9 protein-coding genes are annotated in these 12307 nt (G+C 68.9%); 5 read left to right on the forward strand and 4 right to left on the reverse strand.

The genetic code is table 11. The features are described 5' to 3' along the window. A complete protein-coding gene (locus tag OG558_RS28415) occupies positions 1-579 on the reverse strand; it encodes a phosphatase PAP2 family protein (RefSeq protein ID WP_405065730.1) in 579 nt (192 codons plus the stop codon). A gap of 327 nt (positions 580-906) precedes the next feature. Here OG558_RS28415 and OG558_RS28420 point away from each other — a divergent pair, with 327 nt between their 5' ends. From OG558_RS28420 to OG558_RS28440, 5 genes are all read left to right on the forward strand, one after another. Beyond that, the gene (locus OG558_RS28420; RefSeq protein ID WP_405065731.1) at positions 907-2397 is read left to right on the forward strand and encodes a sugar transferase; all 1491 of its coding nucleotides are present in this window, start codon (positions 907-909) and stop codon (positions 2395-2397) included. Next, entirely contained in the window at positions 2397-3335 is a 939-nt protein-coding gene (locus tag OG558_RS28425) for a GDP-L-fucose synthase family protein (RefSeq protein ID WP_405065732.1), read from the forward strand. The genes OG558_RS28420 and OG558_RS28425 overlap by 1 nt, the downstream gene beginning before the upstream one ends. Then, entirely contained in the window at positions 3332-4315 is a 984-nt protein-coding gene (gene gmd, locus OG558_RS28430; RefSeq protein ID WP_405065733.1) for a GDP-mannose 4,6-dehydratase, read from the forward strand. The genes OG558_RS28425 and gmd overlap by 4 nt, the downstream gene beginning before the upstream one ends. 3 nt (positions 4316-4318) lie before the next feature. Further along, the gene (locus OG558_RS28435; RefSeq protein ID WP_405065734.1) at positions 4319-5104 is read left to right on the forward strand and encodes a WecB/TagA/CpsF family glycosyltransferase; all 786 of its coding nucleotides are present in this window, start codon (positions 4319-4321) and stop codon (positions 5102-5104) included. Positions 5105-5267: 163 nt separating this feature from the next. Further along, the gene (locus OG558_RS28440) at positions 5268-6533 is read left to right on the forward strand and encodes a hypothetical protein (RefSeq protein WP_405065735.1); all 1266 of its coding nucleotides are present in this window, start codon (positions 5268-5270) and stop codon (positions 6531-6533) included. 72 nt (positions 6534-6605) lie between these two features. On the opposite strand, the gene OG558_RS28445 is transcribed toward OG558_RS28440, so the two are convergent. From OG558_RS28445 to OG558_RS28455, 3 genes are all read right to left on the reverse strand, one after another. Further along, complete coding sequence (locus OG558_RS28445) at positions 6606-8105, reverse strand: fibronectin type III domain-containing protein (RefSeq protein WP_405065736.1); 1500 nt, start codon at positions 8103-8105, stop codon at positions 6606-6608. A 105-nt stretch (positions 8106-8210) separates the two neighbouring features. After that, complete coding sequence (locus OG558_RS28450; RefSeq protein ID WP_329475667.1) at positions 8211-9737, reverse strand: fibronectin type III domain-containing protein; 1527 nt, start codon at positions 9735-9737, stop codon at positions 8211-8213. 143 nt (positions 9738-9880) lie between these two features. After that, positions 9881-12100, reverse strand: a complete 2220-nt coding sequence (locus tag OG558_RS28455) for a LamG-like jellyroll fold domain-containing protein (protein ID WP_405065737.1) — start codon at positions 12098-12100, stop codon at positions 9881-9883. Between the last annotated feature and the right edge of the window lie 207 nt (positions 12101-12307).

The raw sequence follows: 12307 nt of genomic DNA on the forward strand, positions 1-12307 counted from the left end.
TCAGGGTTGTCGTCTGAGCCGGTCGATCAGCAGTCCTGTTGCCGGGACGACAACGAGCGCGCTGCCTACCCCACCGACGGTGTCGGTGGGGTAGTGCGCGGTCAGGTCGATCTGCGCCCAGGCCATCAGCGCTCCACCGAGTACGCCGAGTCCGAGAACGAGCGCCGTACCGAGAATCGGGCCGGCGCGGAGCAGGTCGGCCAGCAGCAGTCCCACCACCAGGCCGATGGCCGCGACCGCGGCGGTGTGACCGCTGGGGTAGGACAGGAAACCGTCATGGATCCGGCGATCGACGACGTACTTGAGCCCGGTCGTCAGTACGGCGGTCAGGACTGAGGCAACCACCGCGGTCACGGCCAGGGCGCGGCGCCCCGCGAGCAGGCACACCGCTGCGGTGGCGAGCGCCAGGAGAGCCCGGCCGGTCGGCTCACCGAGCCAGTCGAGCGCGAGAGCGCTGTCTCGCGCGGCGGACGGAGTGTGGTCGACGACCGACTGGATCCATCGATCCAGCCGTCCCGGTCGGGTGTCGCCGGCGTACGCCACCGCGGGCACAGCGAGTAGGAGCAGTCCGAGGACCATCAGCGGCAGCATCGACCGCCGGACCGCCGGCACCACGGCCGGTCGGACCCCTGCGCGCGTACGATCAGCGCCGGCTTGGCTCAATCCCCCCACCCCACGCAAATTCTATCCAAGGGTTCTCGAGTCCACGTCGTGGCAGGCCCTCGCGCGTAGTACTGTGCCATGTCGCACCGCCGACGGGCGGGTGAACTCCTGGGGATGTGTGGCAAGTAGGTTTGCCGTCACCTTTGGTGACGATCTCCGATTGACAGTTTTGACAGGGAGACTGCAGACTGCGCCGGGCACGCACCGTGTTCGGGCGTTGGCAGCGTGAGACGAGGGGCCGGGGTGAGCGGAGCAGAGGCGCCGGATGCGGTCGATGGCCGCCGGCCGCTCTGGGTGGTGCCGCACGAGGTGCCGGCGATCGTCCCGCTTCCGTCGCGATCGACCGAGCCGCGCTGGGTCGGCGTGTATCGCTGGGCCGCCGTGGGCGGTGACCTGCTCGCCGCGATGCTCGGTGTCTCCATCGCCCTGCTGACGCGCTTCGGCTACCACGTCGGCAGTAGCTATCTGGTCGTCAGCAGTGCGCTGCCGCTGGCCTGGGTCGGCGCGGTCGCCCTGTCGAAGGGCTACGACCCGCGGTACTTCGGCGCCGGCCCGGACGAGTTCCGGTCGCTGCTGCGCTCGGGTGTCGGTCTCACGGCCGCTGTCGCGATGGCGTCGTACGTGACCAAGACCGAGATCGCCCGCGGCTTCGTCGTCCTGGCGATTCCGGTGATGGTCGGTTCCGCGCTGGTGCTGCGGTACGCGTTGCGGAAGGACCTGCATCGGCACCGGGTCAGAGGCCGTTGCATGCACAGGGTTCTCGTGGTCGGGCGTAGCGGTCCGGCCGCGACGCTGTGTGAGCACCTCGAGAGCCGCCCGACCGACGGGTTCCGGGTGGTGGCGACGTGCCGGCCGCGCGGCGACGCGCATACGAACGGGCCGCTGCAGCCGGAGGAGCTGGCCGAGCCGGACATTCTGGCCGCCGCGGACCGGCACGCGGTGGAGGTGGTCGCCGTCGCCACCGATCCGGAGCTGGCGGGGCAGTCGCTGCGCCGGTTGTCCTGGGCGCTGGAGCAGCGCGGCATCGAGCTGATCGTGTCGCCCGGCATTATCGAGGTGGCCGGCCCGCGGATCTCGGTTCGCCCGGTCGCCGGTCTGTCCCTGTTGCACTTGGAGCGCCCGTCGGTGAGCGGCGGCCCGCATCTGATGAAGGCTGTCTTCGATCGCGTCGTCGCCCTCGGATTCATCGTCCTGCTGGCGCCGGTGCTGATCGGTCTGGCGCTGGCCGTCCGTCTGTCCAGCCCTGGTCCGGTGCTGTTCCGGCAGCAGCGGGTCGGCCGGGCGGGTGTCGAGTTCACCATGCTGAAGCTCCGGAGCATGTACTCCGACGCCGAACAGCGGCTGTGTGATCTGTACGCACTGAGCGACGGCAACGGCGTGGTCTTCAAGATGCGCGACGACCCGCGGATGACGCCGCTCGGCCGGTGGATCCGGCGCTTCTCGCTCGACGAGATCCCTCAGCTGTTCAACGTGCTGCGCGGCGACATGTCGTTGGTCGGCCCGCGCCCGCCGCTGTCGGAGGAGGTCGCGCTGTACGCCGCCGACGACTCGCGGCGGATGCTGGTCAAGCCGGGGATCACCGGCCTGTGGCAGGTCAGCGGCCGCAGCGACCTGTCCTGGGACGAGTCGGTCCGGCTCGACCTGCGGTACGTCGACAACTGGTCGATGACCCTGGACCTGCTGATCCTCTGGAAGACCGTGCGTGCGGTGATCTACGGCGCGGGAGCGTACTGATGGACCATCGTGCACCGGTGTACGTCGCGGGTCACCGCGGCCTGGTCGGCTCGGCGATCTGGCGCCGCCTGGAAGCGGCCGGCTTCAGCAACCTGATCGGCGCTTCGTCGTCCGAGCTGGACCTGCGGGATCGGTCGGCCACGTTCGCGTTCCTGGCCGAGCACCGGCCGGCGGTGGTGATCGACGCCGCGGCCCGGGTCGGCGGCATCCTGGCGAATCGGGACCACCCGACCGAGTTCCTCAGCGACAACCTCCGCATCCAGGTCAACCTGATGGACGCGGCCCTCGAGGTCCGCACGCCGCGGCTGCTGTTCCTCGGGTCGTCGTGCATCTACCCGAAGTACGCCGAGCAGCCGATCCGCGAGTCGAGTCTGCTGACCGGTGAGCTCGAGCCCACCAACGACGCGTACGCGATCGCGAAGATCGCCGGCATCATGCAGGTCCAGGCAGTACGGCGCCAGTACGGGCTGCCCTGGATCTCGGCGATGCCGACGAATCTGTACGGGCCGAACGACAACTTCGATCCGACCAGCTCGCACGTTCTGCCCGCGCTGATCCGCCGCTTCGACGAAGCTCGTCGTACCAATGCCCCTGAGGTCGTGTTGTGGGGGAGTGGTACGCCGCGACGCGAGTTCCTGCACGTGGACGACCTGGCCGATGCGTGCCTGCATCTGCTCGAGCACTACGACGCGCCGGAGCCGATCAACGTCGGGGTCGGTGCGGACGTGACGATCCGCGAGCTGGCCGGGCTGGTCGCCCGCGTGGTCGGGTACACCGGTGCCATCAGCAACGATCTGTCCAAGCCGGACGGCACGCCGCGCAAGCTGCTGGACGTGAGCCGGCTGCTGGCGCTGGGGTGGAAGCCCTCCATCGACCTCTACGACGGTGTAGCCGCCACGTACGCCTGGTACCAGCAGCACCGGGAGCAGGCATCGTGAAGAAGGCGTTCGTCACCGGGATCACCGGGCAGGACGGGTCGTACCTGGCCGAGTTGCTGCTGGCCAAGGGCTACGAGGTGCACGGCCTGATCCGGCGCGCTTCGACGTTCAACACGCGGCGGATCGACCACCTGTACGAGGATCCGCATGCCAAGGACAAGCGGCTGTTCCTGCACTACGGCGACCTGACGGACGGGTCGCGGCTGGTGACGTTGCTGGCGTCGATCCAGCCGTCCGAGGTGTACCACCTGGCCGCGCAGAGCCATGTCCGGGTCTCGTTCGACGAGCCGGAGTACACCGGTGACACGACCGGGATGGGGACGACGCGGCTGCTCGAGGCGATCCGGATGATCGGGCTGGACTGCCGGTTCTACCAAGCGTCGTCGTCGGAGATGTTCGGCGCGACGCCCCCGCCGCAGAACGAGGAGACCCCGTTCCACCCGCGCTCGCCGTACGGCGCCGCGAAGCTGTACGGCTACTGGATGACCCGGAACTACCGCGAGGCGTACGACATGTTCGCCGTGAACGGGATCCTGTTCAACCACGAGAGCCCGCGCCGCGGTGAGACGTTCGTGACCCGCAAGATCACCCGTGCGGTCGCGGCGATCAAGCTCGGCCGGCAGGACCGGCTGTACCTTGGCAACCTGGACGCCAGCCGCGACTGGGGCTACGCGCCGGAGTACGTCGAGGCCATGTGGCGGATGCTGCAGCACGACAATCCGGCCGACTACGTGATCGCGACGGGTACGTCGTACTCGGTCCGCGATTTCGTCGCACTGTCGTTCGCCCATGCCGGGCTGGACTGGGAGGACTACGTCGACTACGACGTGCGGTACGAACGCCCCACCGAAGTGGACTCGCTGGTCGGGGACGCGTCCAAAGCCACCACCGAGCTTGGCTGGAAAGCCCAGGTTCACGTGCCCGAGCTGGTCCGGATCATGGTCGACTCCGACCTGGCCGCGCTGACCCCGGAGGACTGACGGATGACCGATATACACACGGAGCTGGCCGCCGCGGATCGTGTCGATGTCCTCGGCATCCATGTCAGCGTGACCAATCTGGACCACACGATCGGGACGTTCGTGCGCTGGATCGACGGCGACGAGCGGCAGCTGGTCTGCGTGACCGACATGAACGCGCTGCTGCACGCCCGTGCCGACGAGCGGCTGACCGAGGTGTACAACACGGCCGGCCTGACGGTGCCGGACGGCATGCCCTTGGTGTGGGCCGGTAGGAAGGCCGGCTTCGAGCGAATGGACCGGGTCGCTGGACCCGATCTGCTCGAGCGGGTGATGGCGGAGGCGGCCGATCGCGGCTGGACGCAGTACTTCTACGGCGGCGCGGAGGGCGTGGCCGAGGAACTGGGCGACACCTTCCAGGAGCGCCACCCCGCGTTGAAGGTCGTCGGCGCCGAATGCCCGCCGTACCGGCCGCTCACCGAGACCGAGGACGCCGAGGTGGTGGCGCGGATGAACGCGGCCCGCCCGGACATCGTGTGGGTCGGACTCGGTGCACCCAAGCAGGAGCGCTGGATGGCCGACCACCGGGATCGGCTGAACGCGTCGATCCTGATCGGCGTCGGCGCCGCCTTCGACTTCCACACCGGCCGCCTCGACCGCGCGCCGCTGTGGATGCAGCGATCCGGCCTGGAGTGGAGCTACCGCCTCTACAAGGAGCCCAAGCGCCTCTGGCGCCGGTATTTCCTCGGCATCCCGCGTTTCGGCCTGGGCATCCTCCGGCGCCCTCCGCGCCCGCTGGGCCGTGTCTGATGATCCCCCGCCTACTGCGCGGCACTCGGCACGGCACCTCGCCGCACTGGCGCAAAGGCCACGATGCTCCGCATCGAGACCTTCGCTCCAGCACGCCGATGCACCGCACCGAGCACCTGCTCGCTACGGCGCGGGACCATCAGACACGGCCTAGAGTGAGGCGGTGAAGTTCCGGCGGCCGAAGCTACGTCGGCTGGCCGGACCGGCCGGTCGCGCGAGTTGGGGTTTGGCCGACCAGGCGCTGTCCAGCCTGAGCAATCTCGCCGTCGGAGTAGTGGTCGCGCGGTCCAGCACGGTCGCCGACTTCGGTGTCTACGCGCTGGCCTTCGGCGGTTACACGATCGCTCTCAATGTGTCCCGCGCGGTCTCGACCGAGCCGCTGGCCGTCCGCCACTCCGGTGCGCGGACGCCCGACTGGGAACGGGCGGTGCGAGCCAGTACGGCGACTGCGCTGCTGGCCGGATTCCTGGCGATGCTCGTCACGCTGGCGATCGCGGCGTTCCCCGGCGTTCCGTCGAAAGGGGTGCTGATCGCGTTCGCGGTGACCATGCCGGGGCTGTTGCTGCAGGACGCGTGGCGGTGGGCGTTCTTCGTGGTGGGTGAGGGCCAGAAGGCCCTCGTCAACGACCTGATCTGGCTGCTGGCGATGCTGGCGATCTTCGGCGGGCTCTATCTCACCGACACGGCGTCGGCACCCTCGCTGACCTTCGCGTGGGGATTGGGCGCGATGATCGCGGCGATAGCCGGGCGGTTCCAGGCCGGCGTCTCACCGCGGCGCCAGCTGATCCGCGAGTGGGTACGGCGGAACTGGGATCTCAGCCCGAAGTACGTGGGGGAGATGCTCGCGGTGTCCGGCACGATCCAGGTCTACATGCTCGGCATCACCGCGGCCGCGGGGCTGGCGGCCACGGCCGGCATCCGCGGTGCTCAGGTGCTGCTCGGCCCGGTGAATGTCCTCAACCAGGGGATCCGGATGATCTCCGTCCCCGAAGCCGCCCGTGCCCTCCGCCACTCCTACCGCCGCCTGTGGCTGGTCGGCCTGGCGATCTCCTTCGGCGTCGGTGCGGGCGCACTGGCCTGGGGCGCCATCTTCCTGCTGCTGCCCCCATTCGTGGGTCGTGAGCTCCTCGGCCCGGGCGTCTGGAACCAGGCCCACGAGGTCCTCATCCCGGTCATTCTCTTGCAGGCCCTGGGCGCCTCCAACGCCGGCGCCTTCGCCATCCTCCGCGCCCTCACCGCAGCCACGCGCGGCCTCCGGGTCCGCCTGATCTCCTCGGTCATCCTGATCACCTGCGGCGTCGGAGGCGCCTTCCTCTGGGGCGCGAAGGGCGCCGCCTGGGGCCTGGCCACCGCCTCCTTCACCACGCTCCTCCTCTGGTGGTTCCAGGCCCACCGAGCCATCACAGCCCACCGCCGCGCGACCCCCTGACGCGCGACCCCCTGACGCGTTACGTCCGAAGAAGTGAGGGCTAGAGGCCACACTTCTTCGGACGTAACGGGTTTAGTGAACCGTGATGGTGGAGTAGCCGCCGCGGACTGCGTTGTGGCCGTCGTAGACCTCGATGCGGTACATCTGCGAGGTGCCGGACGGGGCTGTGGTGTCGGTGAGGGTGATGTTCGGCCGGCTCCAGAAGGTGGAGTTGGCCGTCGTGGTGGCGACGACCGTGTTGCTCGCACCGCGCAGCAAGCGGTAGGTGAGGGTGATGTCGTCGTTGTCCAACGAGGTCTGGACAGTGGCCTTCACCTGGCCGGCCGTCGTACTGGACAGCGTCGGCAGGACCGGGCCGAGCGGCGCGGCGCCGGGGCCGAGGTTGGTGAAGCGGGTCAGACCCTGCTGGCCCACGCCGTTGACCTTGGTGAAGTCGCCGCCGACCCAGAGATCGCTGCCACCGGTCGCCGAGACGAGCGGGCCGACCTCGGTCGGCGGCCCGGCGTTCGTGTTCGGGAACCACGGCCCGAGGGATCCGTTGGCCGGGTTCTGCAGCAGCAGGAAGTGCGCGCCCGTGCCGTCACTGAACGCTCCCGGGCAGCTGTGCGCATGCGAGCCCTTGAACAGCCAGCCGTTCACCACGGTGAGCGCCTCGGTCGCGCCGAGGCAGGTGTTCTTCCAGACCAAGTTGCCGGTGGCCACATCCGCCGCCCAGGTCCCGTCGAAGCACCCGCCGCCGTCGCCGGCGTTGGAGAAGTACACCCGGTTCCCGGACGTCTCGATGTCCTTGACCCGGGACGTGCACCCACTGGTCGGCAGGGGTACGGCGGAGGCCGCGGCGAACGGCAGCAGCGCACCGGTCGAGTTGTTCACGCTCGCAACGGCCCACCGGCTCGTCCCGCCGACCTTCGCGAAGGTCCCGCCCAGGTAGACCTTCGAGTTGTCGTCGGCAGCGTCGATCGCGTACACGTCGTTGTCGGCGTTCGGGTTCCACGGCAGCAGACTGCCGTTGACGGTGCTGATCGCGGCCGCCCGGTTCCTCGCCACGCCGTTGACGAGTCCGAACGAGCCGCCGAAGTACAGGCTGGTCCCGCCGATCGCGAGCGCCTTCACCCGGTACGACACGCTCGGCTTGATGCTCGCGACCAGTGCGCCGGTCGCGGTGTCGAAGGCCGCGATCCGGTTCCGGACCTGGCCGTCGACGCGGGTGAAGTCGCCGCCGACGTACACCCGGGACCCGTCCGCGGACGCGACGATCGCCCAGACGATCCCGTTCAGCACGTGATCGAAGCCGGTGTCGAGGGCACCGGTGCTCTGGTTGAACGCGGCCAGATAGGTCCGGCTGGTCTGGTCGGTCCCGGCCGCCGCTCCCGGCGGACGGACCTTCAGGAACCGGCCACCGACGTACGCCTTGCCCTTGGCAACGGCCAGGCCGAGCACGCTGGCATCGGTCTGCCAGACCGATCCGGCGACCGCGGTCAGGCCGGCCCCGGTGCTGACCGCGGGTTGTGCCGGCGCCAGGCCGAGCACGAGGCCGGCGGCGCCGAGCGCAGCAAACAGTCTTCTCCCCATGTTCCCCCCATCCCCTTACCCCCTAGACGTCCGGCAGCCCCCGCCCGGTTGCCTACGACAAAGGGGTCTGCCCGAAAAGGCAGACCCCTTCGTCCGGGACCGTTCCTACGGAATCTTCACGGTCACCGACGGGCTCTTCATGATGTTGCGCCCGTCGTGGACCTCGATGTGGTACGTGTACGTCGACCCGCGCTGCAGCCCTCGGTCGGTCACGGTGTAGGACTTCCGCAGCTGCCAGTAGTACGTGCTGTACTTGCTCGAACCGACGTTGGTCGATCCGCGGAACACGTTGTAGGTCAGCGTGATGTTGTCCACGTCGTACACGTCGGAGTACTTCACGTACACGCGGCCGGACGACGTCGCTGTCAGCATCGGCGCCTTCGGTACGGCGGGAGCCGCGCCACCCGGCGCGTTCGTGAACCGGGTCAGGCCCTGCTGGACCTTTCCGTTCACGTGCAGGAAGTCGCCGCCGACCCACAGGTCCGTGGCAGTACCGGCCATCGCCAGCGGACCGACCTGGGTGGTGCTGCTCTGGTTCGCATCGGTGTTCGGGAACCAGGGGCCGAGGTTGCCGTTGATGGCGCTCTCGACCAGCAGATAGTGCGTCCCGGTGCCGTTGCCGAAACCGTTGGGCGACGACGAGCAGTCATGCGCGTGCGAGCCCTTGTAGAGCCAGCTGCCGATCGCCTTGATCGCCTCGGTCGCGCCCAGGCACTTGTTCTGCCACAGCAGCTTGCCGGTCGAGACCTGCGCGGCCAGGACGCCGTCGTAGCAGCCGCCGCCGTCACCGCCGTTCGAGACATAGACGTTGTCGCCGAGGGTGTCGATGTCCTTCACCCGCGTCGTGCAGGTGGCCGTCGGCTTCGGGATCGCCGCCGCGGCCGGGAAAGCGAAGGCCGCACCGGTGGTGTTGTTCAGCATCGCCAGCGAATAGTGGTCCGCGCCGTTGATCGTGCTGAACGGACCACCGACGAAGACGCGGGTGCCGTTGTCGGACACGTCGATCGCGTACACGTCGCTGTTGGCGTTCGGGTTCCACGGCAGCAGGTCGCCCTGGATCAGCCGGACCGCGCCGAGCCGGTTGCGGACCGCGCCGTCGATCTTGGTGAACGCGCCGCCGATGAACACGCTGTTGCCGTAGATCGCCAGCGCCTTGACGCGGGCCGCGACGACCGGGTCCCAGGCCGACACCATCTTGCCGGTGACGACCGAGAACATCGCGATCTTGCTCCGCTTGACGCCGTTGACGGTGGTGAAGTCACCGCCGATCACCACCCAGTTGCCGTCCGGACTGGTGGCGATGCTGTAGACCGGGCCGTTCAGGACCGGCGCGAACGAGGTTGGTGCGCCGGTGGTGCGGTTGAACGCGGCGACGTAGCTGCGGACGGCCTCCCCCTGGCCGGCCGGCTTACCTGGTTGCCGGATCCGGGTGAACAGACCACCGGCGAACACGGTGTTCCCGGAGATCGCGATCGCGTTCACGCTGTTGTTCGTCTGCCACGAGGTCTGCTTGATCGCCGAGACAGCCGAGGCGAAGCCCGGAGTCGCCGCCTCCACCGGAGGTCCGGAGGGGATCAGCGCCGCGGCCAGTACAGCCGCGCCGGTGACAAGGGCCAGCACTAACTTCTTCATTTATGTCCTTCGGACAGGCGGGGGTGGAACAGCACGTGCCTCATCACGCACCAGAGGCGGACATTAGCGCTGGAGGAGGTCCACCGGAAGCGGACCTCCTCCTCGCGTTATGACTTTGTGGCAGAACTCCCGGTCGGACCCGGTCAGCGGGCCGAGTAGTGAGACTGCACTTGCGCCGGAGTGAGCGCGTAGGGATAGACCGCGGCCTCGTCGATTCCCATTCCGGTCTGCGTCGCTCCGCCACCCGGCCAGGTGTTGGTGTTGTCGTACCCGACGCGCCACCAGCCGTAGTACACCGACGCCGGTCCGACCAGGGCACTGCCGGCCAGCGCGCCGTCGACGTACAGCTTCATCGCGCCGTTGTCGTAGCTGCCGACGACGTGATGCCACAGCCCGTCGTTCGTGCCCGAGATGCTGGTCAGGGTGCGCTGGGTGCCGTCGTTCACGCCGAAGACGATCGAGCCGTTGGTGCGCATGTAGAGCATCCGGTCGCCGCCACCGCCGCTGTTCCCGGTCTTCGAGTTGCCGAAGCCGATGATCCGGCCGCCACGGTTGACGCCGCTCTGCTTGACCCACGCCTCGACCGTGAACTGCTGCGGCATGCTGTACGCCTTCTCGCCGACCATCCGGCCCGAGGTCGAGCTGATCGTCATGGCCGTGTTGCCGGCGACGGCGCCCGCAGTGCCCAGCGTGACGCCGGTGAAGGTGCCGTTGTTGCTCTGACCCGAGGCGTCGACGGAGGTCGTCGTACCGGCCGCTTCACCGAGGCGCCAGTACGCCTGCGGGCCGTCCGCGTTGAGGATCTGGTCGTACGCCGTCGACGCCGTGGTGGCGACCGTGATCGGGTCGGAGTAGTTGCCGCGGACCGTCGTACTGCCGTCGGTCACCTCGACCCGGTAGTTCGTCACCTCACCCGGAGCTGAGGTGGAATCGGTGAAGTGCAGCCAGGGCCGGTCCCAGGGCTTCGAGGCGGCCGTCCAGGTCGCGATCGTGGTGTTGCTGAAGCCCTTGAGCAGCCGGTAGGTCAGCGTGCTGTCGTCGTTGTCGAGCACGGTCGGGAAGTTGATCTGCACCACGCCCGGCTGGACGCTGTAGGGGAGCAGCTTGGCCGGCTTGGCCGGAGCCGCACCCGGGGCCGCGTTCGTGAAGTGGGTCAGGCCCTGCTGGGCCACGTCGTTCACGTGCAGGAAGTCGCCGCCGACCCACAGGTCGTTGCCACCGGTCGCGAAGGCCAGCGGGCCGACGTTCGTGACGCTGTTCGGGTCGGCGTCTGTGTTCGGGAACCACGGACCGAGTGACCCGTCGGTCAGCTTCTCGCTCAGCAGGAAGCGGTAGTCGAAGCCCTGCGGGAAGCCGCCCGCACCCTGGTTGGCGCAGTCGTGGGCGTGCGAGCCCTTGTAGAGCCAGCCGTTGACGACCTTGACCGCCTCGGTGGCGCCCAGGCACTGGTTCTTCCACTTCAGCGTGTTCGTCGCGATGTCGACCGCCCAGGTGCCGTCGAAGCAGCCGCCGCCGTCACCGCCGTTGCCGAAGTACACGGTGTCGCCGCTCGCGTCGATCGACTTCACCCGCGTGGTGCAGGAGCCGTTCGGCGGCGGGACGGCGGACGCGCCCGGGAACGGCAGTACGCCGCCGGTCGCCGGGTCGAGGCTGGTCACGGTGTTCTGGTTGGTGCCGTTGACGGCACTGAACTGGCCACCGGCGTACACCTTGGAGGCGTCGTCGGCGACATCCACGGCGTACACGTCGCCGTTCACCGCGGGTGCCCAGGGCAACAGGGTGCCGACATCCGCGGTGACGGCCGCGAGCCGGAGCCGGTCCAGGCCGTTCACCAGCCCGAACGAGCCGCCGAAGTAGACCGTCGTACCGGAGACGGCGATCGACTTCACCCGGAAGGACACCGAGGGCTTCCAGTTCGCGACCAGAGCGCCGGTGGCGGTATCGAAGGCGGCGATCCGGTTCCGGGTCTGGCCGTTCACGGTGGTGAAGTCACCGCCGACGAAGATCCGCGAGCCGTCCGCGGTGGCGGCCACCGCGTAGACCTGACCGTTCAGGACCGGGTTGAACGAGCTGACCAGCGCCCCCGTGGAGGCGTCGAAGGCGGCCAGGTACGCCTGGCCGACCTCGCCGGTCCCGGCCGCCGCACCCGGCGGGCGGACGCTGGTGAACCGGCCGCCGGCGTACGCCTTCCCGGCCGCGACCGCGATGCCCTGCACGCTGCCGTTGGTCTGCCAGCTCGGACCGGCGGTCGCCGCGAGCGAGGCCTCGGTGCTCTGCGCCGGCGGCGCGAGCACGAAGACCAGTGCCCCGGCGATCAGAGCGCCCACGACCCCCAGACGCGCGAACGTCCATCTCTTCTTCATCCTGCGATGTCCCCCCTCGGACACACGGGCGCCACCCACGACGCCCTACATAGTTCTCACCTGCCCCCGAGAACTCTGAGGAAGAGAGTAGGGCACAGCACGAGATGCCGTGAACGAGCGAAGCGAGTTCACCATCCGGCGCAGCCACTCTGGTGTCTCATCGGCGCCCGGAGCGAAGCGAGGACGTCGATGAGTACACCGCCCCGG

The organism is Kribbella sp. NBC_01510 (genome assembly GCF_045040325.1).
Lineage (GTDB): Bacteria > Actinomycetota > Actinomycetes > Propionibacteriales > Kribbellaceae > Kribbella.

Bases quoted from the DNA above. Each gene is read 5' to 3' on its own strand.
- OG558_RS28415 (WP_405065730.1), bottom strand. From the start codon at position 579: ATGGTCCTCGGACTGCTCCTACTCGCTGTGCCCGCGGTGGCGTACGCC.
- OG558_RS28425 (WP_405065732.1), top strand. From the start codon at position 2,397: ATGGACCATCGTGCACCGGTGTACGTCGCGGGTCACCGCGGCCTGGTC.
- OG558_RS28435 (WP_405065734.1), top strand. From the start codon at position 4,319: ATGACCGATATACACACGGAGCTGGCCGCCGCGGATCGTGTCGATGTC.
- OG558_RS28445 (WP_405065736.1), bottom strand. From the start codon at position 8,105: ATGGGGAGAAGACTGTTTGCTGCGCTCGGCGCCGCCGGCCTCGTGCTC.
- OG558_RS28450 (WP_329475667.1), bottom strand. From the start codon at position 9,737: ATGAAGAAGTTAGTGCTGGCCCTTGTCACCGGCGCGGCTGTACTGGCC.
- OG558_RS28455 (WP_405065737.1), bottom strand. From the start codon at position 12,100: ATGAAGAAGAGATGGACGTTCGCGCGTCTGGGGGTCGTGGGCGCTCTG.